This window comes from Moraxella bovoculi (assembly GCF_000988745.2).
In the GTDB taxonomy this organism is placed as follows: Bacteria; Pseudomonadota; Gammaproteobacteria; order Pseudomonadales; family Moraxellaceae; genus Moraxella; species Moraxella bovoculi.
This window is the reverse complement of the sequence record NZ_CP011381.2, coordinates 1,802,755-1,827,298: the sequence shown is the minus strand read 5'-3', so window position 1 is coordinate 1,827,298 and position 24,544 is coordinate 1,802,755. Positions and strand designations below refer to the sequence as shown.

Below are 24,544 nucleotides of genomic sequence, written 5' to 3'. Positions count from 1 at the left end.
TTTGTTGGAACATTCATGTTAAGTAAAATTATCGGCAGTGTCATTGGCACTAAAAATGAGCGCGAGCTCAAACGCATGCGCAAAATTGTCGCAAAAATCAACGCCTATGAACCTACGATTCAGACGCTGTCCGATGAAGAGCTGCGCCAAAAAACCTTTGAATTCAAAGAGCGCCATCAACAGGGTGAGAGTCTAGATAGCATCCTGCCAGAAGCCTTTGCGGTATGTCGTGAAGCGTCCATTCGTGTTAATGGCATGCGCCACTATGACGTGCAGCTCATCGGTGGTATGACTTTGCATGAAGGCAAGATTGCCGAGATGAAGACCGGTGAGGGTAAGACCTTGATGGCGACCCTTGCCATTTATCTAAATGCGATCAGTGGTAAGGGTGTGCACGTCGTCACGGTGAACGACTATCTGGCAGGGCGTGATGCCGAGCTAAACCGTCCGTTATTTGGCTTTTTGGGGTTGACGGTGGGCGTGATTTACAGCCAACAGCCACCACAGGAGAAGTTTGAGGCTTATCGCGCTGACATCACTTACGGCACGAATAACGAATACGGCTTTGACTATCTGCGTGATAACATGGTGTTTAGCCTTGCCGAGAAAAAACAGCGCCCGCTTAATTACTGTATCATCGATGAGATCGACAGTATCTTGATTGATGAGGCGCGTACACCGCTCATCATCTCAGGTCAAGCAGAAGATTCAGCCGAGTTGTATGCACTGATTAACACCATCGTGCCTCGCCTGACTCGCTCTGAAGATGAAGAGGCGAATAAAGATAATAAAGACGGCGATTTTTGGATTGATGAGAAGAACCGTGCCATTGAGATCAGTGAAAAAGGCTACGAGAAGATCGAGCGATTCTTGGTTGAGGTGGGTGAGCTTGGCGCCAATGAGAGTCTGTACAGTCCTGCGCGTTTGCCATTGCTGGCGCATGTGCAGGCAGCGATCCGTGCGCACCACATTTTTGTTAAGAACATTCACTACATCGTCCAAGATGGCGAGGTCATCATTGTTGATGAGAACACGGGTCGTACCATGCCTGGCCGTCGCTGGAGTGAGGGTCTGCATCAAGCGGTAGAAGCCAAAGAAGGTGTTGAGATTCAAGCCGAAAACCAAACGATGGCAACCACCACCTTTCAGAACTATTTTCGTCTGTATGACAAGCTGTCTGGCATGACAGGTACGGCGGATACCGAGGCGGCAGAATTTAAGTCCACTTATGATCTTGATGTGGTTATCATCCCAACACATCGTCCAATTGCTCGTATCGACATGGACGATCAGATCTTCTTAACCAAGCTTGGTAAATATCAAGGTATCATCAAAGAGATCAAATCAATCACCGCCAAGGGCGCACCTGTGCTGGTCGGTACGGCAACGATTGAGGCAAGTGAGGAGCTGTCGTACCTACTGGATCAAGAAGGTATCGTTCATAACGTCCTAAACGCCAAGCAGCATGAGCGCGAAGCAGAGATCATCGCTCAGGCGGGTCGCCCACAAGCAGTAACCATCGCCACCAACATGGCAGGTCGTGGTACAGACATCATCCTAGGTGGTAACTGGCAAGCTCAGATTGATAATCTGCATGAGCTGACCGAAGAGCAAAAAGCGCAATTACAAGCCGATTGGCAAAATAAGAACGAAGCGGTAAAAGCGGCAGGCGGTCTACACATCATCGGCTCAGAGCGTCATGAATCTCGCCGTATCGATAACCAGCTGCGTGGTCGTGCTGGTCGTCAAGGCGACCCGGGGCAATCGCGTTTCTTCTTATCGTTAGAAGACGACCTGATGCGCATCTTCGCTGGCGATCGTGTCATGAATATGTTCCGTGCGATGGGTTTAAAAGAAGATGAAGCGATCGAGCATAAGATGGTCTCTCGTTCAATCGAAGGTGCGCAGGGTAAGGTTGAGGCGCGTGACTTCGATGCGCGTAAAAACCTACTCAAATATGACGATGTGGCGAATGAGCAGCGTAAGGTCATCTATGGGCAGCGCGATGACTTGTTAGGGCAAGCTGACTTGCAAGAATCTATTAAACAGATGCATCATGAGGTCTATAATGCACTGATTAATCAGTTCGTGCCAGCAGGTTCAGTGGATGATCAGTGGAATATCGATGGCCTAGAAGATGAAATCGAAGACGCGTTCAGATTCTACATGCCGATCAATGATTGGCTGGATGCAGATCGCCGCCTTGATGAAGAAGGTCTGCGCGATAAGATCATCAGTACCGCAATCGCACGCTACGAAGACAGACGTATGCAGATGGGCGAAGACAGTGCGGCACAGCTTGAGCGTCATTTCATGCTACAGAGTTTAGATCGTCACTGGAAGGAGCATCTTACTCAGATGGATCAGCTTCGTAAAGGCATTCATCTGCGCAGCTACGCTCAGAAGAACCCTGAGCAAGAATATAAACGTGAATCTTTTGAATTGTTCCGCTCAATGCTTGGCGCAATTAAATCTGACATCGTTCAGGATTTGGCGCGTGTTCATGTACCAACCCCTGAAGAGCTTGCTGCACTAGAAGAAGAGCGTCGTCGCCAAATCGAGCAGATGCGCATGCAGTTCGAGCATAACCAAGCCAACGAAGAGACGAGCGAACCACGCGAACATCGCGCAGCATCAAATCAAAACATCACCTTCACATTAAGTGCAGCTGGTGTGAGCGCAGAACAAGCAGCGCGTATGGCGGAAAAAGATGTGGTTATACCCGAAAACATTAATCGTAACGCGCCGTGTCCTTGTGGTAGTGGACTAAAATACAAGCAATGCCATGGCAAGCTATCGTAAAAACTTAAATAGACAGGTCTTTACCTGTCTATTTTTTGTGATATATTGTGTGAATCAACTACCAATGATAAAAACTATCATTGACAATATCTGATGAATTTAAGAGTGTTTCAATGAAAAAACTAATTTGGCTGACCCCTATATTATCTGTGGTTATGATGACAGGCTGTGGTGATAAAAAAGAGGCGACTACAGAAGAGTCTGCAGAAGTAGAAACTGTTCCGATGTCTGCTGAGCCTGCTGATCCGATCATCACAACTGAGCCGAGCATTCAAGATCCGCTAGTAACTGAACCCGTTGAAGGCGATGTATTGGAATCTGACGCATCAGCGGAAGTAGAGCAGGGCGATACTGAGGCAGTACCTATCGAATCCGTGGATGAGGAAGTTACCACTAATTAGTCACACGACAAATATGTGATAGCATGCAATTATTAATACAACAGATAAAAAAAGAGAACCAAAGAGGTTCTCCTTTTATGTGCTTTAAGAAAAGACGAATTAGTTAGTCTTAGTCTCAGTGGTAGCAGTAGCAGTAGCGTCTGCAGCAGGAGCGATAGCAGCGTCTACAGCAGCTTTATCAGCAGCGTCTTTTGCAGCATCAGCAGCTTCTTCAGCAGCATCTTGTGCGTTTTCAGCAGTAGCTTCAGCTTGCTCAGCAGCAGCGCCAGTAGTAGCTTGTGCGTCTACAGCAGCAGTAGCAGCAGTGTCAGCAGCAGCTTGTGCAGTGTCAGCAGCTTGTTGTGCAGCAGCGTCGGCAGGAGCAGCGTCAGCAGCAGCTTGTGCTTCGTTTGCAGCAGCTTGTGCTTCTTCAGCAGCTTTAGAAGCTTCTTCAGCTGGCTTTGAGCAAGCAGTTAGAGCTAGAGAAGCGATTAGAGCAGATAGAAATAGTTTAGTTTTCATGGTGATCTCCATAGAATAGTAAGTTAGCAATTGTATTACAGTTCTTAATGGCACTAGGCGAGAACAAAGGATTGCTCTCGCCTTGTTGCAAAAAAATCCCTGAAGTACTTTACTGCATCGCAAATTATATAGTAATTCAGCATAAATAAAAAATGATATTTTTTAGCAAAATCAAAAAAATGTAACAAAATATTTCTAATTGCTTGCTAAGTATCGAATTTCTATTCAAGACGCCTAAAAATCCACCATATAATCGAGAATTTTTCGTTTAAAACAGCATTTTATAATAGCATAGAATTATGACCGTTTCAAGTCAAGGATTTTTGGTGACTTAGGAGGACGCTTTTTTGGTCATATTGCTAAAAAATTCATCATTTGTCTTAGAGTCTTTTAGGCGGTCAAGTAAAAACTCAGTCGCTTGAGAGTCATCCATCGGTTGTAGCAGCTTGCGCAGAACCCAGACACGGCGCAGAGTCTCTTCATCTAATAGGCGCTCTTCACGGCGAGTGCTTGATTTTTTGATGTTGATGGCAGGGAATATGCGACGCTCCGCCAAATCACGCTCAAGGGTAATCTCTTGGTTGCCCGTGCCTTTAAATTCTTCAAAGATCACCCCGTCCATCTTCGAACCTGTGTCGATCAGCGCGGTTGAGATGATGGTCAGACTGCCACCTTCTTCGACATTACGCGCCGCACCAAAGAAGCGTTTCGGACGCTCGAGTGCATTGGCGTCCACACCACCTGTCAGTACTTTGCCGCTCGATGGAATGACAGTATTATAGGCGCGCGCCAGACGGGTGATGGAGTCTAATAGAATTACGACATCTTGCTTGTGCTCAACCAGGCGTTTGGCTTTTTCGATGACCATCTCAGCGACTTGAATGTGACGTTGTGGCGGTTCATCAAAGGTGGATGCTACCACTTCACCGCGTACGGTGCGCTGCATCTCGGTGACTTCTTCGGGGCGCTCATCGATGAGCAGGACGATTAGATAGCATTCAGGGTGGTTTTTGGCGATGGCTTGGGCGATGTTCTGTAGCAGAACGGTCTTACCTGCCTTGGGTGGCGCTACGATGATGGAGCGCTGACCCTTACCGATGGGGGCGATGAGATCAATCACGCGACCGGTTAGGTCTTCGGTGGTGCCGTTGCCTTGCTCAAGTGTGAGCTGCTTGGTGGGGAACAGAGGTGTTAAGTTCTCAAAAATCAGCTTATGACGGCTGCGATCCGGCGTATCAAAGTTAATCTCGCTGACCTTCAGTAGCGCAAAATATCGCTCTTGTTCTTTGGGTGGGCGAATCTGCCCTGCGATTGAGTCGCCGGTTTGGAGGTTGAAGCGGCGAATTTGGCTTGGGCTGACATAGATGTCATCAGGGCCTGCCAAATAGGAGCCTTCAGATGAACGTAAAAATCCAAAGCCATCAGGCAGAATTTCTAGCACACCATCACCATAAATGGGCTCACCGTTGCGGGCGTGGGTTTTTAGGATGGCGAAAATAATGTCTTGTTTGCGGCTGCGAGCCATGTTCTCAAGTCCCATTTGCTCAGCGATGGCGAGCAGTTCGGCGACTGGCTTTCTTTTGAGTTCGGTTAGATTCATGGATAGGTCTTAGGAGAAATTAATCATGAAAAGTTGAGCGGTCTTGCGAATGCTTGACCGAAAAAATCTGTTAATGATTTGATATTGAGAATGCCGTTGGGAGTGGTGTTTTTTTACAGGATAACGGCTAGCGCATAATGATACGAGTTTTTATCCCGAAAATCAAGAGTATTAAAGAACTAAAACAAAAAAAAGACTTGCAAAACAAGTCTTTTTTTGTGGTGTGAATGCGCTTATAGGTGCTTATCAAGCAGTGCAGCGAATTCTGATTTTGGACGGCTGCCAACGATGGTGTCTACTTTCTCGCCGCCTTTGAAGACGAATAGCGTTGGAATGCTGCGAATGCCAAAGCGTGCCGCAACTTCAGGGTTGTCATCGACATTAACTTTAACGATCTGCGCGCGACCGGCATAGTCATCGGCAAGCTCTTCTAGGGTTGGCGCGATGGCTTTACAAGGACCACACCAAGCGGCCCAAAAATCTACAAGCACAGGCTTATCGGCTTGAAGTACGTCTTGGTCAAAATTAGCGTCTGTGGTATTGATGATTGACATGATTGTTCCTGCCTTATTTGGTTGGTTAATTTGGTAAATATATGGAGATGCTTGGGGATTTTTCAAGATGGTTGAATGTCAAATCGCTGCATCTGTTTGTGCTATAATAGCAAACTTTTTATAAAAAGGCAGACTTTGTTTCATTAAATTTGCCAATTATCCTGATTAACTTCATCAAACGCCATCATGAATCACGCCCAAGAACGCCACGACCGCCTAAATGACGAAGCCATTGCCAAGATGAATGCTGATGAGCAGGTACGCTCAGATGTATTTTTTAGGGAATTTATCCAGTCCATCACCGTTTATGAAGATGAGGACATCTGGGTGGGGGATAAGCCTGCGGGGCTCCTGAGTGTGGATGGGCGAGTGTTAAAGGTTAGCTTGCAGTCGCGGCTGCTTAAGGTAAATCCTAACATCAAGCTCATACATAGGCTGGACATGGATACATCGGGCTTGATCATCTTTGCCAAGCATGAGGCGGCGCAGACTCACATCTCAAAGCAGTTCATCGAGCGCATTCCTACCAAGGAATATCAAGCAGTCGTCTTCGGCACGATCGCCAAAGATGGCAAAAAAGGCATCATCGATGTGCCCGTGCGTTACGAGCCCAGCACTAAGCCGCGTCACATTGTGGACATGAACTGGAATAAGAGTGCGCTTACGCATTATGAAGTGCTGCATCATGAGCTGCGCACCGATGATCAGGGTGTCTCACATCCGGTGACCCGAGTCGCGCTAAAGCCCATCACAGGCAGAAGCCATCAGCTGCGAGTGCACATGGTGCATCTGGGGCATGTCATGATTGGCGATCCCATCTATGCCACAGGCACAGCGCTGCAGATCGCGCCACGTCTAAACCTGCATGCCCATAAACTTCGCCTAAAGCATCCTATGCATGGGGTGTGGATGGACTGGGAAAGTGAAGTGAATTTTTAAGGTTTTTTATAAATAAAGACCGCCATGTGCGGTCTTCTATATTAATCAATTATCAGCCTAGATAAGGCCGCTCACCACTGCGCTTTGATAAATGCGCTTGGCGCGGCTGCCCGTGCCACAAAACACCATCACAGGACTGGGCAGCTCATTGATCAGTTGGGCAAATCGCTGCACGACATCGAAGGGCAGGTTCCCAACATCCACAGGTAGGTGGCGATATTCTAGTCCTGTACTGCTTGCGCTTAACCCTAATTCTGCTGCCTTAGGCTGATTATCGCACTCATCATCAAAACGTAGATTGATGATACTCTTAAAGCCGAGCGTTGATAAGGTTTGGCATTGACAGGGGTGGATTTGCTTATATAAAGTGATGGTTTGGGTGTTCATTGTTATCATCCAGATTAGTAAAAGATGCGATTATCTTAGCGAAATTTTTTGGTTGATTCAATGTTGATTGCGCATAAGCTTATTCCTAAAATTAAAATTTCTGATAAGAATTCAAAATTTAGGAATAAACCATCACATGCCGCACCAATCATCGCCTTGGTATTTTAATCTATCTACAGCCAGCTTGGTGCTTAAGAATACTTCGCCAGACAGGTGCTTAAAGAGCTCGCTGTCCTTTAGAACATCCATGGCAGGGCCTTTGACTTCTGCCAGATGTAGGCGTCTGCCTTGGCTTTGGATTTCTTGATTGAAGGATGAGAGCATCTCTTGGGCGGTTAGATCGATGTGATTCACTGCCGTCATGATAAGAATAACCTCACTGGCCTTTGGGTGCTCATAGTAGAGCTTTCGCAGTGTCTCATGGATGGTCAGTGCATTACCAAAATACAGGCTCTCATCGATGCGCACCATCAGTAGATTATCAAAGGTGGTCGCCTTATGCCGGGAGATGTCGCGAAAATGCTCGCTATTACCAAGCTGTCCGAGGATGGCGATGTTCACGCGGTGCGAGCGATAGATCATCAGTACAAAGCTAACCAACAGACCAACCACAAGCCCGATATTAAGCCCAAAGATAATCGCCGCTCCAAAGCATAGCACCAGACATAGTGCATCTGCCTTGTCGTGTTTTAGGGCGGTTTTTAGGGTCTGTATGTCAATCATCGACAGTACGGAGCTTACGATGATGGCAGACAGCACCGCATAAGGCAGGCCTGCCAAATGCTGCCCAAAAAACAACAAAATAAATAGAATGCCAAGCGCGCACACGATCGATGCAAAGGGCGTCTTGGCACCAAGACTGATGTTCAGGCTGGTGCGTGACAGACCTCCCGCAACCGTAAAGCCCCCCGTGACACTGCTGGCGATGTTAGCAAAGCCTAGGCCTAGCAGCTCTTTGTTGTTATCAAAAGGCTGCTGATGGGTGCGTGCATAATTGCTGGCGATGGCAGAGCTTGAGATGAAGGCGATGAGCGAAATTAATAATGCCGATGGTAGTAGGTCTAACAGGATGCCAAGTGATAACGGCAAAAACTTAAACGCAGGCAATCCAGTAGGCAAAGGCTCAAGCAATCGAATGTCAAGTGCGCCCCATCCAAGGCGTGTGGCAAGGATAATGGAGAGTATCGTGACGATGATTACCACAAGCCGCTTGGCAAAGTCTGCCCGTGCCTTGGGTAGCCATGCCCACAGCGCACCAACGTAGCGATTGACCAATAAAATCATGAGTGCGCCGATGCCTAATAGGGCGGTATATGGCTTAATGGCGATGGAAGTGTTCGATAGGCTGCTGATGATGTCGATGAGACTGCCGCCTGTTATGGGCGCGCCGATGAGGTTTTTTAGTTGGCTGATGACGATCAGTACCGCTGCCGCGCTAATAAAGCCTGAGGACACGCCGCGGCTGACGAACTGCATGATCCAGCCTAGCCTTAGGATGCTGGCTAGACACAATATTCCGCCCACCATCATGGCAAGCGTGATGGATAAAGTCACATACTGTACGCTACCTGTGGCATAGCCAGACAGCGCGCTGGATGTCATGATCGCAGTGATGGCAACAGGGCCTACTGCATTGATGCTGCTTGCACCAAGATAAGCATACACTAGAGTCGGGACGATGGATGCGTATAGCCCCATGATGGGTGGCAGTCCTGCCAGTGCTGCATAACCTAGGCTCTGAGGAATCACCAATACCGCCATCATTAGCCCTGCCATCAGATCGTTACCGATGAGCTTTGGGTTTTGACGCAGTGTACCAAGCCAGTTGGGAAGAATAGACATCATAAAAAATAAGCCACAATAGATGCGGCTTATTTTGGGCGATTTTGAATAACTTGTCAAAAAATTTTTATGATTTTTGATGTTTTGGATTATTTTTCGCCGTAGATTTTGATGTTTTGGGCAAATGCACAGTTCTTTTGACGGGCAGCGATGACCATGGCATCATGCTCACCGTATAGGCGGGCAAGTGTGTTGATGCGCGCGGCACGAGTTGAGCTGCCCGAACCTATGCCAAAGCTGATGCTCGGGTAGATGCCACCACGACCCCCTGCGATACCAATGCCTACACCTGTCGCTGATAGTGGTGTTTGTTGGTTTTGGGTTTTTTCGACCAGGTTGGTCACGCGAGCGACTTCACTTTGAAGATAAGCACAGTCATGGCTGTTGTAGTTGTTTGGGTTCACGTACTGTGGCGCGATGTTGCTCGTGGTGGCACAGCCAGTCAGTGCGGTGATGGCAGCCAATGCGCCTAGTGATAGGATTTTTTTCATAACAATTATTAAAAATGAATAAAAGATAAAAATGAGTGGAGTTTACCCGCGATTTTGACCTGCGCAGTTGGGGCTGTCAGGCGCTTGCCCTGACCATTCGTCAGGGGTGTAGGCATGAATGGCGAGGGCATGAATCGTGCCACCATTCGCCATCATTAAGGGATTCGTCAGTGCATAAACGAGCTGATGACGAGCCACCAAGCGCTTGCCATCAAAGGCATCGCTGACGATGACAAGCTTAAAGTGGCTCTCTTTGCCTTCATAATAACCTGCATGCATGTGGCTTTCGTTATCAAGCGTGATGTGTGTATGGCTCAGGCTTTGTAAGTTACTAATAATCGCGTCAGCGGTTGGAGTGTTCATAAGATGACCTTAACTCTTAACGCTTATTCGATGAATTATACAGCGGTGTCACCGTCGGCATGAGCGCCTGCATGGCTTGGATGCGGCTTGCGCTGCTTGGGTGGGTGCTTAGGAATTGTGGGGTTGAGCCGCCGCCTGCGCGCTGCATTTTTTGCCATAGGGTGATGGCGGCATTTGGGTTGTAGCCTGCGCGTGCCATCAGTTCTAGACCGATTTTATCCGCCTCGGCTTCTTGGGTGCGCGAGTGTGGTAGGTTTAGACCCAGCTGACTGGCCAGACCTGCTAGCTCTTGCTGACCTGATGACAGACCCAGCGCAGCAGTTGCGATGGACAGAACGCCAGATGTGGCGACGCTGCGGCTCACCTTCTCACGGCTGTGCTCGCGCAGAGCGTGCGCCATCTCATGCCCCATGATGGCGGCGATCTCGGCATCGGTTAGGCTTAGGCGGTCGATGATACCGCTATAGAACACAATCTTGCCACCTGGCATGACATAAGCGTTGATGTCATTTGAGCTGATGGCGTGTACTTGCCATTGCCAACGTGTCGCGTCAGGACGATATACGGTGGTCTGAGGAATCAGGTCGTTAGCGATGCGGCGTAGGCGTGCGACCTGTGCGGCATTGGTGTCAAGCTTGCCTTTGGCGCGTGCCTGTGCGATGGTTTGCTGGTAGGCTTGGTTCGATAGCTGCATGATTTCGCTACTAGATACCAATAACAGCTGTCTGCGATCAGCGCCCACGGCACCGCCATCGGTGGTGCTAGAGCAGCCTGCGATCGGCAGAGCGACGGTGGCGGTCAATGTTGCGGCGAGTAGGGATTTTTTGAGTAATTTCATAATGTTATCCTGTAACAATGCACACAATGCGTGTATTTTCTCATGCTTTCAATTATAATAAATGCCACAATAAATACAAGCGACGGCTACAAAAAGCCACAAAATTTTTAACAAGTGTGCCAATATGAACCATCCCAATGACATCCCGTCCCCACCAGAGCCGCCCGAAGATTATGAATGCTGTGATAATGGCTGCGATGATTTGTGCGTCTTTGAAATCTATAAAATGCAAAAAGCCGACTATGACGCCAAGTACGCTCACCTGATCAATGACCCGAGTGCCTCTGATGAGTGAGGCTTGTGCTGATCGCGAATGCGTTGATGTCATCATTATCGGGGCAGGGGCGTCGGGGTTGTTCTGTGCTTTCAATGCTGCGCTATACGGCAAGCGCGTGCTGGTGCTCGACCACGCCAACAAAGCTGGCAAAAAAATCCTCATGTCTGGCGGTGGGCGGTGTAACTTCATCAATCTAAACGTCACTGCCAATGAGTTCATCGGACAAAATGAGCATTTTGTCAAATCGGCCCTTAGTCGCTATAGCAGTGATGATTTTATTAAATTGGTGCAAAAACACGGCGTCGCCTATCACGAGAAATCACACGGCGAGCTGTTCTGTGACGACTCATCCAAAGACATCCTAAACATGCTACTGACCGAGTGTGAGCAGGCAGGCGTGACCATACGACTTAATACCACCATCGACAGCATCACCAAAGACGATAAGCAGAATGGCTTTGTTATTCATGTCAGCCCAAAGAACGCCAAGCCTTATGAGCTGTCATGCCGTCATCTGGTCATCGCTACCGGTGGGCTGTCTATTCCTACGCTTGGGGCGAGTGGGTTTGGGTATCAGGTGGCGACTCAGTTTGGGCATCGTATCGTGCCAACCGAGGCATCTCTTGTACCGTTCACTTTCACCGATCACGTGGGTGAGATGGCTAAGTCGTTGGCAGGCGTGAGCCTTGACGTCATCGCCTCTAATGAGAAGGCAAGCTTTGAGCTGCCCATGTTGTTCACTCATCGTGGGCTGTCTGGCCCTGCCATGCTACAGCTGTCAAATTATTGGCGGCTTGGCGAGTGCATCAATATCAATCTACTACCCAAGCTAGATGCTGCAGAGCTATTAATCACCGCTAAAAAATCCCACCCAAAACAGCTCATCCGTACCGTGCTAACTCCATATTTCCCCAAGAAGCTGCTCTTGGCATTGCAGGCGCATTTTTGGGTTCGGTATCAGGATGTTGAGCTTGCCAATATCAAGGACAAAGAGTTATCCGATTTGGGCAGAACCTTAAACGCATGGCAAATCAAGCCATCAGGCACCGAAGGCTACCGCGTGGCAGAAGTTACCCGTGGTGGTGTGGCGTGCGATGAGATCTATGGCAAGACCATGCAGAGCAGACTGTGCGAGCGGTTGTATTTTATTGGCGAAGTGCTGGACGTGACGGGTCATCTGGGTGGGTATAACTTTGCATGGGCGTGGGCAAGTGGCTATGCTGCCGCCCAAGACATCGGCATGGATTGGTAAATATCAGCCATCAATGAGCGCAAGCTCGTGCGTGCTCATACTGCCAGATAAAGGCGGTGTCGGTGCGCGGTTGAGGGTTGCTAGGGCGGTCAGGAACTCATCGCGTGGCATTAAGGTCGCACCCAGGCTCATCAGATGTGGATTTTCTAATTGGCAATCAATCAGACGAATGCCGGCGGATGTGGCGAGGTGCATGAGCGCCCAGAAGGCGATCTTTGAGGCGTCTTTTTGGGTATGGAACATGCTCTCGCCAGAGAATGCCGCCCCATACTGCACGCCATACAGTCCACCGATGAGCCTAGCGTCATCTGCTGTGCTGTCCCATACTTCCACGCTCATGGCTGCGCCCATGTCGTGCAGCTTAGTGTAGGCGTCTATCATCTCATCGTTAATCCAAGTATCATCGCTGTAGGCGCGTGGGGCGGCGCAGGCTGTCATGACAGACCCAAAGGCGCGATTCGTGGTGATGTGCCACGGCATCTTCTTGGCGATGCGGATGAGGGATTTGGCAGGACGAAAGTCATCAGGATGAACCACGCAGCGCACAGGTGGGCACCACCAGCAGATGGGATCATCCGCCCCGAACCAAGGAAATACACCGCTGCGATAGGCATTTAGCAGCGTGGCGGTGGATAAGTCCGCCCCCGCACCGATAAAACCATCATCATCAGCAAGATTGATAATCCGCCCAAAATCAAAGGCGGCACGGTCGGCGATGGTATGCAAGTCGGCAAGGTCTAAAGATGGCATGAGATGAATAAGATGATAAACTTAGAAATCAAGAATGATTCTTGATAGTCTCAATTCTAGCACAACGGCCAAAAAATACCAAGCCATAACACCATCAGCCCATAAAAAGGACGGGATAACATCCTTTTTGAGCTTGATGCAGTATAGATTAATAGCCCTGTTGGTTAAGTTCACGATATTTATCACAGCCTTTTTGATCGCCCAAATCACAGGCTCTGCCATACCATTCTTTGGCGGTGCTTTTGTTTTGGCGTACGCCCCAGCCATTACCATAGTGTACCCCGATATTATGGGCGGCTTTTGCATTGCCTTGGGCATGGGCTTTTTGATACCAAGCCATCGCCTGCCTATAATCTTGGCGCACGCCTTGTCCATTGTCATACATATAGCCTAAATTTATTTGAGCATCTGCAAGCCCTTGCTCAGCCGCCTTACGATACCAAGATACTGCCTGCCCATAATCTTGACGCACGCCTTGGCCATTGACATACATATAGCCCAGCTCATTCTGAGCAGCGGCATCGCCTTGCTCGGCTAATTTATTAAACAATTCAAAAGCTTGGCCATGGTTTTGATTGTTGGCGTATGATAAGGCTTGTGCAAATTCAGCTTCGCTTGCCATGGCGGAACTGGTCAGGCTTAGGCTTGGGCTTGGGGCGATGAGAGAGTGTTCGAGGATCATGGGTCTTCCTGGGGTAGGATTTGCCCTATTGTAGGATGCCCGTAACTTTTTTTTTGCAAGATGACTGATAATAATAAAGGGACGATGATCGTCCCTTTGTGCAGATTATAAGCTGTCTAGGTATTTTTCAGCGTCTAGGGCGGCCATGCAGCCGGTGCCTGCCGAGGTAATGGCTTGGCGGTAGATATGGTCAGCGACGTCGCCTGCCGCGAATACGCCTGGCACGCTGGTGGCGGTGGCATTGCCATTAAGGCCGCTATTCACCACGATGTAGCCGTCTGTCATGGTAAGCTTACCATCGAACATGGCGGTATTTGGCTTATGTCCGATGGCGACGAACATGCCCATCACGTCTAGGGTTTTGGTTTCGCCGTCGGTGTTCTTTATGACCACGCCAGTAACACCCATCTCATCGCCCACGACTTCTTGGACGCTTGAGTTCCATTCGATGCTGATGTTGCCGTTTTTGACTTTATCGAACAACTGATCTTGCATGATCTTCTCAGCGCGTAGGCTGTCGCGGCGGTGCACTAGTGTGACGTGGCTTGCGATGTTCGATAGGTATAGGGCTTCTTCGACCGCGGTGTTGCCCCCACCGATGACGGCGACATTGCGATTCTTATAGAAGAATCCATCGCAGGTGGCGCAGGCAGATACGCCTTGACCCATGAATTTACTCTCGGATTCTAGGCCTAGGTATTGGGCAGTGGCGCCAGTGGCGATGATGAGCGCGTCGCAGGTGTAGGTGGTGCTGTCGCCAGTTAGGGTAAATGGGCGCTGCTCAAAATCCACACTATGAATGTGGTCATAGATCAGCTGAGTGCCGAAGCGTTCTGCATGCTCTTTCATCCCTTCGACCAGTGCGGTGCCAGTCAGACCGTGGCGACCGCCTGGCCAGTTGTCGATCTCGGTGGTGGTGGTCAGCTGTCCGCCCACCTGTAGACCGGTAATGATGACAGGGTTTAGGTTGGCGCGCGCGGCATAGACGGCGGCAGAGTAGCCAGCAGGGCCTGAGCCTAGGATGATTAAGCGATGGTGATTCATGAGTGTGTCCAATGGGTGAATATGATAAGAAGTTGATTAGTATATGGGAAATTTTGCCAAAATTGCAAGCCAAATCCACCAAAACACCACCATCAATAAAACCAAACATCAAAAAATCATAAAATTTTTTCTTTCTGCAATAAAAATTTTGATATGTCAAGCGGTTATCCTATATAATGTAGGGTTTGTTAATGCACCACTCTCTAAGCATCCACCATGAATCAACTGCTCCAACACGAATCCGTCAATCAATTCTTAGGTAAATTACCCATCATCAAGCGTCTGTTTTTTAGTATGGTTGGTGTGGGGCTTTTGGCATTTTTATTCATCTCGTTGCTGTCCTATAACCCTGCGGACCCTGCGTGGTCCCATGTCGGTAGCAGCACCGACATTAGTAATGTCGGTGGTCGTCTGGGCGCGTGGGTCGCGGACGTTCTGCGTGCGTTTTTTGGGTTGGGCGCGTGGTTCTTTGTGGCGGTACTCGCCTATGAGTTGGTGCATCTGTGGTGGACGCGCGGCTCTGTAATGTGGGTGCTGCGTCTGATTGCATATGCGTTCTTGTTGGCGTGCATCAGTGCGATGTTCGCTCAGCTGGGCGCGTGGTGGCAGGCGGACAGTGCAGCGACCTTTGGTGGGATGTTGGGTTATGAGCTGCTAGGTAGTCTGAATAGCGTGCTGGGTGTGCCTGTCGCAATGGTGTTCTTGGTATTGATGACGTTATTGGTGGCGACATTGACCTTTGAGGTGCGCTGGTCGCTACTATGGGCAAAATTCGCCAAGCGCAAAACCACCACCGAAGATGACATCTATACAGATGCATCAGACGAAGTCGAGGTGAGCGGTGCGGATGCATCTGAAGATGATGAACTGATTATCAGCCAAACCACCCCAAAAACACCCGTCTATCAGGCGCATAACCATCAAGGGACGCTGGAGAGCTTCTTGGTGAATTCTGGGCTTCGTGAAGAGCTCATCGCCAAAAAACAAGCCGATGCCGAAGCGGAGAAATTGGCTCAGCAGCAGGCGCAGGCAGTGCCGCTACATGAGGAGCATACTCAGCCTGACTATGAAGAGGTGGATGCACCTCATGATATCATGGGTAGCGCCACGGATGATGGCAATCATGATAGCACTGTGTATGCATATGAGCAGGCTTATCAAGATGATAGCGTGCAGATTAATACGACTTATGATGTCAATGCGTACGATGAGCCTGTATATGAGACCATCCAGCAGTCTGATGAGTATGTGATAGATGAGCAGATTCGCCACGAGGATGATTATTTTGACAGTCGTCAAAAGACTACTGATGCCCGTCAGGTCGCTCCAGTCATCAGCGCCGAGCGTGTATCTGATGAGAATACTGCCTTTGGTGGCGTGGACTTCGCAGGATTGTCAAATGATGCTCTGATAGAGCAAGCTGACGAACAAGCTACCCAAGATTGGCAGACGCAGAGTCAATCAGAGGTGCTAAGCGATAACAATCATACATCTCATGCCACTCATCAAGATGAAGCTGTCTATGCCAAGGTGGAAGAGATTGATGAAGCGCAGATTCTGCCTGTTGATCATCTGCCAAAATCTATGTCATCAGGCACCGAGCGACCAAAGTCGCACGCGATGAGCACGCTAGAATATCGCATGAGTCTAAGCGTGGTGCCAGAGCTTGACATCCTAGATCCTAAGCCTGCCAAGACCATCACCTACACCCAAGAAGAGCTAGACCAGCTGTCGGCACTGCTTGAGATTAAACTCCAAGAATTCAACGTCAAGGCAGAAGTCGTCTCAGCGATGGTAGGCCCTGTGGTGACGCGCTTCGAGGTGGATCTGGCAGCAGGCATCAAGGCAAGCCGCGTTAGTAAGATTGCCCAAGACCTTGCGCGCTCTATGTCGATGGCGTCTTTGCGCGTGATTCCTGTGATCGCAGGTAAGCCTTATATTGGTATTGAGGTGCCTAATCGTAAGCGTCAGATTGTCAGCCTAATTGAACTGCTCGACACCCCTGATTATAAGGATCCGAATGCAGGCGTCAGCATTGCCATCGGTACGAACATCAGTGGCAAGCCTGTCATTGCTGACCTTGCCAAGGCGCCGCACATGCTGGTGGCAGGTACAACAGGCTCGGGTAAATCGGTGCTGGTAAACTCATTCTTGATGTCAATGCTATTAAAATATACACCCGATGAATTAAAGCTGGTTCTAATTGACCCAAAACAGCTTGAGCTGGCGAACTACGCTGACATCCCGCATCTGCTAACGCCTGTCATCACTGACATGACCGAGGCGACCGCCGCGCTTAACTGGTGTGTGACTGAGATGGAGCGTCGTTATCTACTGATGAGTAAGCTTCGTGTGCGTAACCTTGCTGCCTTTAACCAAAAGGTGCTAGAAGCCCAAGCATCAGGCGAGCCGATTATTGATCCGCTATGGAGTGCGTCTGACCACGTGAGTGGCATCGCACCGAAACTAAAACCACTCTCAAAAATCGTTGTCGTGGCGGATGAATTTGCCGACATGATCATGCAGCTTGGCAAGACCGCAGAAGAGCCAATCGTCCGACTTGCCCAAAAATCACGTGCAGCAGGTATCCATCTTATCTTAGCCACCCAGCGCCCTGTGGCGAACGTGGTGACAGGCTTGATTAAGTCTAACATCCCATCGCGTGTGGCACTGCGCGTGAACTCTGCTACAGACAGCCGCATCATCATCGAGGAGTCGGGCGCGGAGAACATGCTGGGTCATGGCGACATGATGTTCCTAGCGCCAGGTGCGATCGAGACCCAGCGTGTGCATGGCGCCTATGTTAAGGATGATGAGGTGAACCGTGTGACCGACGCATGGCGTGAGCGCGGTGTGCCTGATTATATCGACCTGACAGACAGCTTTACTTTCGAGGGTGAAGGCAGTGGCGACAGCGGTACGGGCAGTGATGATGAGTATTTTGATTTGGCGGTGTCGCACACGCTTGAGACGCGTAAAGTATCCATCTCAGCATTGCAGCGTAAATTTAGCATCGGCTATAACCGAGCAGCGCGCATCGTGGACATGATGGAAGAGCGCGGCGTAGTGAGCGCGGCGGATAATAGCGGCAAACGCCAAATTCTGGTGTAAGGACGGTATGGATATTCAAGGCTCATTGCCGCTAATCGTGGTGCTTGTCGTGGCAGGATTTTTGCTTGGTAATATGTTCGCTGCCAAGCCAAAGGCGCACGAGGTACGCACGTCAGATTTTAGATTATTGGCCAGACAATTGGGATTTAACCCAAAATTCGTGAGCCGTCCTGACTGGCTGCCTGCTGTTGTTCAGACAGGCGTGCGAGCCAATAACCACGCGGTTAAGAATCAGATGGTAACGGCCTATGCGGTCATTAATGATGAATGGCGTCTGCCCTTAGTGAGGCTGGCGGCAGCAGATGCTACATGGCAGACGATTGAGGGTGGTCATACTTTAGATGGCGTATTGATCGACCTACCTAAGGACATCAGCGATCACGTCGTGGGACTACAAGCCAAAGCCAACAGCGTGATCATATACTGGCATGATGGGCGTTATCAATCTTGGCAAGGCACCAAGAAACTTGACAAACCCCTTGCCGAGCAGGAATTAACCGCCCTGCAAGCTCAGCTTACCGCATGGGGCGATGAGATGAATCGCAAAAATCAGCCAAGAATTAACCCCATATTAATATAACACGCTCACCTAATGGCATATTGACATACTTGTCAGAGTGTGGGTAGTGTGATATTTTATAAATACAAATATTTGTGTAACTCTTGGGATGATTCCAGTTTTGGACAAATTGGATAATTAATAAAGTAAATTAAACCGTTTTGAATCATTTTTAAGGCAGCTTCATGTCGACGACCAAATCCACCAAAAAAACTACCAAGTCCACCACGACTGCACCCAAGGCATCCGCCAAGGGTAAGTCGCTTGTTATCGTGGAGTCACCTGCCAAAGCCAAGACGATTAATAAATACTTGGGTAATGACTATATCGTACGTTCTAGCGTGGGGCATGTGCGTGATCTGCCTGTATCTGGCACAGATAAGACCAAGACCAAAGCAGATGAGACGGGATTGTCCCGCGAAGAAAAAGCACAGCGTGCCTTGGTTCGTCGCATGGGTGTGGATCCTGAGCATGACTGGGCGGCGGTGTATGAGATTTTGCCAAATAAAACCAAGGTCATCAAAGAACTAAAATCCCTAGCCAAAGACGCTGACACCATTTATCTGGCGACCGATTTGGACAGAGAGGGGGAGGCGATCGCTTGGCACCTAAAGGAGGTAATCGGTGGTAGCGATGATAAGTACAGCCGTGTGGTATTCAATGAAATCACCAAAACCGCTGTCCAAAAAGCATTTGAGCATCCCGACAAGCTAAACATCGATCGTGTCAATGCTCAGCAGGCGCGTCGCTTCCTTGATCGTGTGGTGGGCTTTATGGTGTCGCCGCTACTGTGGGCGAAGGTTGCTCGTGGTCTGTCAGCAGGGCGTGTGCAGAGTGTCGCCACGCGTCTGGTGGTGGAGCGTGAGCGTGAGATTCGTGCTTTCGTGCCGGTGGAATATTGGGAGATTCACACCAACAACCAAGCCGCTGGCGAGGATCTGCGCCTAGAAGCCACCAAATATAAAGGTAAGACCTTAAAGCTTGGTAATAAAGACGATGCCGATGCCATCGTGAATGTCCTGTCTGATGCCAAATTCATCGTCTCTAGCATCGATGAGAAGCCTACGCAGTCTAGAGCGTCTGCACCTTTTATTACATCGACGTTGCAACAGGCAGCAAGTACACGCTTGGGATTCTCAGTCAAAAAAACCATGATTCTGGCTCAAAGACTCTATGAAGCGGGCTTCATTACCTATATGCGTACCGACTCGACTTTCTTGAGCCAAGATGCGCTTGGTGCGGTGCGTGGCTACATTACGGATAATTTTGGCAATCAATACCTGCCACAAAAGCCGAATCTCTACGGCAACAAACAAAACGCACAAGAGGCGCACGAAGCGATTCGTCCATCTAATGTTGCCATCAAATCAACCCAGCTGACAGCGATGGAGCGTGATGCTCAGCGCCTTTATGAGCTGATTTGGCGTCAGTTCGTGGCTTGCCAGATGACGCCTGCGCGCTATCGTTCGGTGAGCCTGATTGTTGATGCTAATGGTGTTGAACTTAAGGCGAAAGGGCGTACGCTCGTATTTGATGGCTATACTAAGGTTCAGCCACCTGCCAAGAGCGATGACGTACTACTGCCGAACGTACAAGTGGGCGAGCATCTACCACTGATTAACATTGAGCCGAGTCAGCATTTTACCAAGCCGCCTGCGCGCTATTCTGAAGCCAGCCTTGTCAAGGAGCTTGAAAGCCGTGGCATCGGACGACCATCAACCTATGCATCCATCATCTCCACCATCCAAGAACGTGGCTACGTTCGTCTAGAGAATAAGCGCCTATACGCTGAGAAGATGGGCGACATCGTGACGGAGCGCTTGATCGAGAGTTTCCCTGATCTGATGGATTATGCGTTTACCGCTGGGCTTGAAGATAAGCTTGACGAGGTGGCAGAGGGTCATCAAGATTGGAAGCGTGTGCTGGACAATTTCTACGGTGATTTTAAGGGCAAATTAGAAACCGCCAAAGGCAAAGACGGTATGCGCCCGAACGACCCGACGAATGTACCAGGCATCCACTGTGATCTGTGCAGCCGTCCGATGCAGATTCGCACAGGCTCAACGGGCGTATTCTTGGGCTGTACTGGCTATAATCTACCGCCAAAAGAGCGCTGCAAAGGCACTAAGAATCTCATGCCGGCATCTGCTTTTGTCTTTGATGCGGACGATGACTCGGCAGAAGTTAATGCACTCATGGAGAAAAAACGCTGTCTAAAATGCCACACAGCTATGGAGAGCTACATCGTCGATGGTGGTCTAAAGCTGCATATCTGTGGTAATAACCCAGACTGTGATGGCCATGAGCTAGAGCGCGGTGTGTTCGAGGTAGCAGGTGCGGACAATCAAGATGCACCCACCATTGATTGCGATAAATGCGATGGCAAGATGACCTTAAAAACCGGTCGTTTCGGTGCGTACTTCGCCTGCGGCAGCTGTGACAACACGCGTAAGGTATTAAAAAACGGTGAAGCAGCACCGCCACGCATGACTCCCATCAGCATGCCAAATCTGCGCTCGCAGAAGTTCGATGATCATTATGTACTGCGTGAAGGGGCAGCAGGACTGTTCTTAGCAGCGTCCAAATTCCCCAAAGTGCGCGAAACGCGCCCGCCTAAGCTTGCTGAGCTGCGCCCCATCAAAGACCAGCTAGAACCGAAATTCGCCTATCTGTTCGAGGCGCCAGATGTCGATGGTAAGGGCAATCCTACCATCTTAAGATGGTCTCGCAAGAATGCCGAGCAATATGTCGGCTCAGAAAAAGACGGCAAGGCGACACGTTTTGCCTTGGTGTGGCGAGATGGTAAATGGATTGAGGAATGATCAAAACCCCAAAGAGTTGCTTTGGGGTTTTGCTATATTTATTCTACATAAGCCAATCTCGTTGAATTAGGAAACACCCAGTCGTGATATTGGGAATCCCCTTGCTTTAGCAAGGGGAGGAGGTCAAGGCTGTATTTGCCAATGTAAAACATGATATAATAGGCTATTTTTTAATTAACGAACAGACATCATGAACCAATTATCCCAAGAAATCAACCAACGCAGAACTTTTGCTATTATCTCGCACCCTGACGCAGGTAAAACCACCATGACCGAAAAGCTCCTACTGTGGGGCAAGGCAATCCAAGTTGCTGGCGAAGTGCGTGGACGTAAAGCCGACCGCCACGCGACATCCGACTGGATGAGCATGGAGCAAGAGCGTGGTATCTCTATCACGACATCGGTCATGCAATTTCCCTATAAAAATCATGTGGTTAATCTACTAGATACCCCCGGACATGCCGACTTTTCAGAAGACACTTACCGCACGCTCACCGCCGTTGATAGTGCGTTAATGGTCATTGACGGAGCCAAAGGTGTGGAAGAGCGGACGATTAAGCTTATGGAAGTGTGTCGTATGCGTGATACGCCCATTATTTCATTTGTTAATAAACTTGACCGTGAAATCCAAAATCCGCTTGCCCTCTTAGATGAGATTGAAAGCGTCCTAAAAATCAAATGCGTGCCGTTTGCCTATCCCATTGGCATGGGGCAGGATTTTGTAGGCGTGTATAGTTTTGTGGACAACAAGACTTACTTTTATAAAAAAGGCTTTGGCTCACAAATCACGGACATCGAGAGCCGAGACGGTTACGACCATGCCGACATCAAGGAGCGACTTGGGCAGATTTTGTGGGACGAGTTTATGGATAACATCGAACTTGCCCAAATGGCGTATGAAGACTGGGATGTGGATGAATTTTTGGCAGGGCGACAAACGCCTGTTTTGTTCGGTACGGCGTTGGGTAACTTTGGTGTAAATATGATTTTGGACGTATTGACCCAATACGCCCCGCCCCCCAAAGACCATGTGGCAGTAGAGCGCACCGTCAAAGCGGACGAGCCTGCCTTTACGGGCTTTGTTTTTAAAATTCAAGCCAATATGGACCCCAAGCACCGAGACCGTGTCGCTTTTATGCGTGTGTGTTCGGGCAAATACGAGCGTGGCATGAAAATGAACCATGTGCGTATCGGCAAAGAAGTGCGAGTGTCGGACGCACTCATGTTCCTAGCGGGCGACCGTGAAGCATTGGACGAAGCGTACGCTGGCGACATCATCGGCTTGCACAATCACGGTACGATACAGATTGGCGATAGTTTCACGAGTGGCGAGACCTTAAACTTTACAGGCATTCCGCACTTTGCCCCCGAACTGTTTCGCCGTGTGGTACTAAAAGACCCGATGAAATCCAAGCAATTACAAAAAGGCTTACAGCAATTATCGGAAGAAGGGGCAACGCAAGTATTTATGCCCCAAATCAATAACGACTTGATTTTGGGGGCGGTGGGCGTGCTACAATTTGAAGTGGTGGCACATCGCTTGCTAGAAGAATATAAAGTGCAATGCACCTTTGAGCCGATTAGTATCGCCACCGTGCGTTGGGTGCATTGTGATGATAAAGTGGCGTTTGAGAAATTTAAGAAAAAAGCCCATGACCAACTCTCGGTGGACGGCGGTGGCTATCTGACCTACCTTGCCCCAAGCCGTGTCAACTTACAGCTTATGCAAGAGCGGTATCCAGAAGTGGAATTTCGGGCGACTAGGGAGCATTGATAAAACTTCGGCAGTAAAAACCGCTTTATGGGCGGTTCTTTCACACTTGATAAATAAATGAACTTGATTAAATGAAACTTCCCTTTCATCTACAACGTCCATTTTTTAAAGTCATTTTAGAAAATGATGATATAAAAGCGTTAGAAACTTGGATATATCACGAGCCAAGTTTGGAGGAATATTTATCGCCTGATGATTATTTGATGCTAATCGGCTTGGACTTTAATAATAAAAAGACAGTGATTGAATTAGAAAAACTCATCAGTCCCTATTTGGATTTTTTGGTATATTATCAAAATCTATTAAAACAAACTTTATCATCGCTCATCAACAATCCTGATGATTTTTATAAATTATCACAAATTTATGATTGGTATTGTCAAGGATATTATTTTTTAAGAAAATTGGCATTAACTTATGGGCTATCTGCCGATTTGTCTTTTTATGATGAAAGTTATCAAAACTTTCAGTTTTCTGATGAAGCTTTGGCTGAGATTGCCCAGCAGTCTCTTTGGCTTTATGATGATTTGATTTGTCAAAATATTGTGTTAATCAATCCGCCAAGTTATGATGTGAATATAGACCACTTTCAAGACTTCAGAGATGATACACAAAAGGTAAGGACGGATTTGCTTTAATCTAAAAATTCCACCAAAGCAAATAGTAAAACCCAAAAGTATTGGCAAAATATTGGCATGTATTATTTTTTGTATTTCTCTCTTACGGTGCAACGAAGATTTATAAATGACCCTGTTTTCATCCATTTAGTCAGTTATCAACACAAGTGATGCCGCCTTTTACGTGGCTTTTTTGGTGGTTTTTGGTGGGCGGTTCTTGATTGAACTATTTATTTTATAAATATTCAATCCGTGATAAAATAACTATTTTTTATCATCTAGAGCGTATCGTGGATTTTATTTTAGGCGTCGTTGATTTTATCTTGCATATTGGCGATCATCTGCAGGAATTGGTGGATAATCACGGAAAGTGGATTTACGCCATTTTATTTGTCATTGTCTTTTGTGAGACAGGGCTGGTGGTTACGCCGTTTTTGCCAGGTGATTCGATGCTGTTTGCGGCAGGGGCGATTGCAGCTGTCGGTGAGATGAATGTTTGGCTGTTGATGTTGCTACTGATCATCGCTGCGATTATTGGTGATTTTGTGAATTTTGAGATTGGTAAGCACTTTGGCAGACGTCTATTCTCAAATCCTGATTCTAAGATCTTCAAACAAGCCTACCTACACAAGACCCAAAGCTACTACGCCAAATACGGCGGTCGCACGATCATCATCGCAAGATTTGTGCCGATCGTGCGTACATTTGCGCCGTTCGTTGGCGGAATGGGGAGTATGCCCTATAAAGACTTCGCCAGATATAATGTGATTGGGGCGATTCTGTGGGTGGTGTCGTTTACCATGCTTGGGTATTTTTTTGGGCAATTGCCATTTGTCAAAAAATACTTCACTTCCTTTATGGTTGGCATCATTGTGCTGTCAGTGGTTCCGATGATCATCGAAATCATTCGCCATCGAAAACTAAAATAAAATCAAACA

General features: G+C 48.5%; 22 protein-coding genes. 11 read left to right on the top strand and 11 right to left on the bottom strand.

Translation table 11 applies throughout. The features are described 5' to 3' along the window. Nucleotides 1-15 precede the first annotated feature (15 nt). Complete coding sequence (gene secA, locus AAX10_RS08460) at nt 16-2,802, top strand: preprotein translocase subunit SecA (RefSeq protein ID WP_046700373.1); 2,787 nt, start codon at nt 16-18, stop codon at nt 2,800-2,802. Nucleotides 2,803-2,915: 113 nt separating this feature from the next. Further along, nucleotides 2,916-3,203 carry a hypothetical protein gene (locus AAX10_RS08455; RefSeq protein ID WP_046700372.1) on the top strand — a complete coding sequence of 96 codons (288 nt, stop codon included), beginning with the start codon at nt 2,916-2,918 and terminating at the stop codon, nt 3,201-3,203. 99 nt (nt 3,204-3,302) lie between these two features. Here AAX10_RS08455 and AAX10_RS08450 read toward each other — a convergent pair whose 3' ends face one another. The 3 genes from AAX10_RS08450 to trxA form a co-directional block, all read right to left on the bottom strand. Continuing rightward, nucleotides 3,303-3,704 carry a hypothetical protein gene (locus AAX10_RS08450; RefSeq protein WP_046698646.1) on the bottom strand — a complete coding sequence of 134 codons (402 nt, stop codon included), beginning with the start codon at nt 3,702-3,704 and terminating at the stop codon, nt 3,303-3,305. Nucleotides 3,705-4,035: 331 nt separating this feature from the next. Further along, complete coding sequence (gene rho / locus AAX10_RS08445) at nt 4,036-5,304, bottom strand: transcription termination factor Rho (RefSeq protein WP_036365682.1); 1,269 nt, start codon at nt 5,302-5,304, stop codon at nt 4,036-4,038. A gap of 233 nt (nt 5,305-5,537) precedes the next feature. Next, the gene (trxA, locus tag AAX10_RS08440; RefSeq protein WP_046698645.1) at nt 5,538-5,858 is read right to left on the bottom strand and encodes a thioredoxin; all 321 of its coding nucleotides are present in this window, start codon (nt 5,856-5,858) and stop codon (nt 5,538-5,540) included. Between the two features lie 186 nt (nt 5,859-6,044). On the opposite strand from trxA, the gene AAX10_RS08435 reads away from it, so the two are divergent. After that, nucleotides 6,045-6,797 carry an RluA family pseudouridine synthase gene (locus AAX10_RS08435; RefSeq protein ID WP_046700371.1) on the top strand — a complete coding sequence of 251 codons (753 nt, stop codon included), beginning with the start codon at nt 6,045-6,047 and terminating at the stop codon, nt 6,795-6,797. Nucleotides 6,798-6,854: 57 nt separating this feature from the next. Here the strand turns inward: AAX10_RS08435 and AAX10_RS08430 are convergent, their stop codons facing one another. The 5 genes from AAX10_RS08430 to AAX10_RS08410 form a co-directional block, all read right to left on the bottom strand. Further along, nucleotides 6,855-7,184 (bottom strand): protein tyrosine phosphatase family protein, encoded by a 330-nt coding sequence (locus tag AAX10_RS08430; RefSeq protein WP_036365687.1) that lies wholly within the window; start codon nt 7,182-7,184, stop codon nt 6,855-6,857. Between the two features lie 132 nt (nt 7,185-7,316). After that, complete coding sequence (locus AAX10_RS08425) at nt 7,317-9,029, bottom strand: SulP family inorganic anion transporter (protein ID WP_046700370.1); 1,713 nt, start codon at nt 9,027-9,029, stop codon at nt 7,317-7,319. Nucleotides 9,030-9,115: 86 nt separating this feature from the next. Next, a complete protein-coding gene (locus AAX10_RS08420) occupies nt 9,116-9,517 on the bottom strand; it encodes a hypothetical protein (RefSeq protein ID WP_046700369.1) in 402 nt (133 codons plus the stop codon). Between the two features lie 42 nt (nt 9,518-9,559). Then, on the bottom strand, nt 9,560-9,880 hold the full coding sequence (locus tag AAX10_RS08415) for a BolA family protein (protein ID WP_036365694.1): 321 nt from the start codon (nt 9,878-9,880) through the stop codon (nt 9,560-9,562). A 16-nt stretch (nt 9,881-9,896) separates the two neighbouring features. Beyond that, on the bottom strand, nt 9,897-10,718 hold the full coding sequence (locus tag AAX10_RS08410; RefSeq protein WP_046700368.1) for a M48 family metallopeptidase: 822 nt from the start codon (nt 10,716-10,718) through the stop codon (nt 9,897-9,899). 124 nt (nt 10,719-10,842) lie between these two features. Here AAX10_RS08410 and AAX10_RS08405 point away from each other — a divergent pair, with 124 nt between their 5' ends. Both AAX10_RS08405 and AAX10_RS08400 read left to right on the top strand, forming a co-directional pair. Continuing rightward, nucleotides 10,843-11,013, top strand: coding sequence for an oxidoreductase-like domain-containing protein (locus tag AAX10_RS08405; RefSeq protein WP_080947124.1), 171 nt, complete (start codon nt 10,843-10,845; stop codon nt 11,011-11,013). Then, nucleotides 10,988-12,247, top strand: coding sequence for a BaiN/RdsA family NAD(P)/FAD-dependent oxidoreductase (locus AAX10_RS08400; protein ID WP_226997764.1), 1,260 nt, complete (start codon nt 10,988-10,990; stop codon nt 12,245-12,247). Before AAX10_RS08405 ends, AAX10_RS08400 begins: the two co-directional genes overlap by 26 nt. A 3-nt stretch (nt 12,248-12,250) precedes the next feature. Here AAX10_RS08400 and aat read toward each other — a convergent pair whose 3' ends face one another. The 3 genes from aat to trxB form a co-directional block, all read right to left on the bottom strand. After that, the gene (gene aat / locus AAX10_RS08395) at nt 12,251-12,997 is read right to left on the bottom strand and encodes a leucyl/phenylalanyl-tRNA--protein transferase (RefSeq protein ID WP_036365703.1); all 747 of its coding nucleotides are present in this window, start codon (nt 12,995-12,997) and stop codon (nt 12,251-12,253) included. Between the two features lie 148 nt (nt 12,998-13,145). Continuing rightward, the gene (locus AAX10_RS08390) at nt 13,146-13,679 is read right to left on the bottom strand and encodes a tetratricopeptide repeat protein (RefSeq protein WP_080947123.1); all 534 of its coding nucleotides are present in this window, start codon (nt 13,677-13,679) and stop codon (nt 13,146-13,148) included. Nucleotides 13,680-13,784: 105 nt separating this feature from the next. Continuing rightward, a complete protein-coding gene (gene trxB, locus AAX10_RS08385; protein WP_046698638.1) occupies nt 13,785-14,723 on the bottom strand; it encodes a thioredoxin-disulfide reductase in 939 nt (312 codons plus the stop codon). 216 nt (nt 14,724-14,939) lie between these two features. On the opposite strand from trxB, the gene AAX10_RS08380 reads away from it, so the two are divergent. From AAX10_RS08380 to AAX10_RS08355, 6 genes are all read left to right on the top strand, one after another. Further along, nucleotides 14,940-17,834 carry a DNA translocase FtsK gene (locus AAX10_RS08380; protein ID WP_046700366.1) on the top strand — a complete coding sequence of 965 codons (2,895 nt, stop codon included), beginning with the start codon at nt 14,940-14,942 and terminating at the stop codon, nt 17,832-17,834. 7 nt (nt 17,835-17,841) lie between these two features. Continuing rightward, complete coding sequence (locus AAX10_RS08375; protein ID WP_046700365.1) at nt 17,842-18,414, top strand: hypothetical protein; 573 nt, start codon at nt 17,842-17,844, stop codon at nt 18,412-18,414. Nucleotides 18,415-18,578: 164 nt separating this feature from the next. Next, nucleotides 18,579-21,215: a type I DNA topoisomerase gene (gene topA, locus AAX10_RS08370; protein WP_046700364.1), complete on the top strand. Its 2,637-nt coding sequence runs from the start codon at nt 18,579-18,581 to the stop codon at nt 21,213-21,215. Nucleotides 21,216-21,405: 190 nt separating this feature from the next. Further along, complete coding sequence (locus tag AAX10_RS08365; protein ID WP_046700363.1) at nt 21,406-22,989, top strand: peptide chain release factor 3; 1,584 nt, start codon at nt 21,406-21,408, stop codon at nt 22,987-22,989. A gap of 71 nt (nt 22,990-23,060) precedes the next feature. After that, entirely contained in the window at nt 23,061-23,627 is a 567-nt protein-coding gene (locus tag AAX10_RS08360; RefSeq protein WP_046698636.1) for a hypothetical protein, read from the top strand. A 278-nt stretch (nt 23,628-23,905) separates the two neighbouring features. Further along, the gene (locus tag AAX10_RS08355) at nt 23,906-24,535 is read left to right on the top strand and encodes a DedA family protein (protein ID WP_046700693.1); all 630 of its coding nucleotides are present in this window, start codon (nt 23,906-23,908) and stop codon (nt 24,533-24,535) included. The last annotated feature ends 9 nt before the right edge of the window (nt 24,536-24,544 follow it).

What these genes read in the sequence shown, in the direction of transcription:
- secA (WP_046700373.1), top strand. Translation starts at nt 16, where the DNA reads ATGTTAAGTAAAATTATCGGCAGTGTCATTGGCACTAAAAATGAGCGC.
- AAX10_RS08455 (WP_046700372.1), top strand. Translation starts at nt 2,916, where the DNA reads ATGAAAAAACTAATTTGGCTGACCCCTATATTATCTGTGGTTATGATG.
- AAX10_RS08450 (WP_046698646.1), bottom strand. Translation starts at nt 3,704, where the DNA reads ATGAAAACTAAACTATTTCTATCTGCTCTAATCGCTTCTCTAGCTCTA.
- rho (WP_036365682.1), bottom strand. Translation starts at nt 5,304, where the DNA reads ATGAATCTAACCGAACTCAAAAGAAAGCCAGTCGCCGAACTGCTCGCC.
- trxA (WP_046698645.1), bottom strand. Translation starts at nt 5,858, where the DNA reads ATGTCAATCATCAATACCACAGACGCTAATTTTGACCAAGACGTACTT.
- AAX10_RS08435 (WP_046700371.1), top strand. Translation starts at nt 6,045, where the DNA reads ATGAATCACGCCCAAGAACGCCACGACCGCCTAAATGACGAAGCCATT.
- AAX10_RS08430 (WP_036365687.1), bottom strand. Translation starts at nt 7,184, where the DNA reads ATGAACACCCAAACCATCACTTTATATAAGCAAATCCACCCCTGTCAA.
- AAX10_RS08425 (WP_046700370.1), bottom strand. Translation starts at nt 9,029, where the DNA reads ATGATGTCTATTCTTCCCAACTGGCTTGGTACACTGCGTCAAAACCCA.
- AAX10_RS08420 (WP_046700369.1), bottom strand. Translation starts at nt 9,517, where the DNA reads ATGAAAAAAATCCTATCACTAGGCGCATTGGCTGCCATCACCGCACTG.
- AAX10_RS08415 (WP_036365694.1), bottom strand. Translation starts at nt 9,880, where the DNA reads ATGAACACTCCAACCGCTGACGCGATTATTAGTAACTTACAAAGCCTG.
- AAX10_RS08410 (WP_046700368.1), bottom strand. Translation starts at nt 10,718, where the DNA reads ATGAAATTACTCAAAAAATCCCTACTCGCCGCAACATTGACCGCCACC.
- AAX10_RS08405 (WP_080947124.1), top strand. Translation starts at nt 10,843, where the DNA reads ATGAACCATCCCAATGACATCCCGTCCCCACCAGAGCCGCCCGAAGAT.
- AAX10_RS08400 (WP_226997764.1), top strand. Translation starts at nt 10,988, where the DNA reads ATGACCCGAGTGCCTCTGATGAGTGAGGCTTGTGCTGATCGCGAATGC.
- aat (WP_036365703.1), bottom strand. Translation starts at nt 12,997, where the DNA reads ATGCCATCTTTAGACCTTGCCGACTTGCATACCATCGCCGACCGTGCC.
- AAX10_RS08390 (WP_080947123.1), bottom strand. Translation starts at nt 13,679, where the DNA reads ATGATCCTCGAACACTCTCTCATCGCCCCAAGCCCAAGCCTAAGCCTG.
- trxB (WP_046698638.1), bottom strand. Translation starts at nt 14,723, where the DNA reads ATGAATCACCATCGCTTAATCATCCTAGGCTCAGGCCCTGCTGGCTAC.
- AAX10_RS08380 (WP_046700366.1), top strand. Translation starts at nt 14,940, where the DNA reads ATGAATCAACTGCTCCAACACGAATCCGTCAATCAATTCTTAGGTAAA.
- AAX10_RS08375 (WP_046700365.1), top strand. Translation starts at nt 17,842, where the DNA reads ATGGATATTCAAGGCTCATTGCCGCTAATCGTGGTGCTTGTCGTGGCA.
- topA (WP_046700364.1), top strand. Translation starts at nt 18,579, where the DNA reads ATGTCGACGACCAAATCCACCAAAAAAACTACCAAGTCCACCACGACT.
- AAX10_RS08365 (WP_046700363.1), top strand. Translation starts at nt 21,406, where the DNA reads ATGAACCAATTATCCCAAGAAATCAACCAACGCAGAACTTTTGCTATT.
- AAX10_RS08360 (WP_046698636.1), top strand. Translation starts at nt 23,061, where the DNA reads ATGAAACTTCCCTTTCATCTACAACGTCCATTTTTTAAAGTCATTTTA.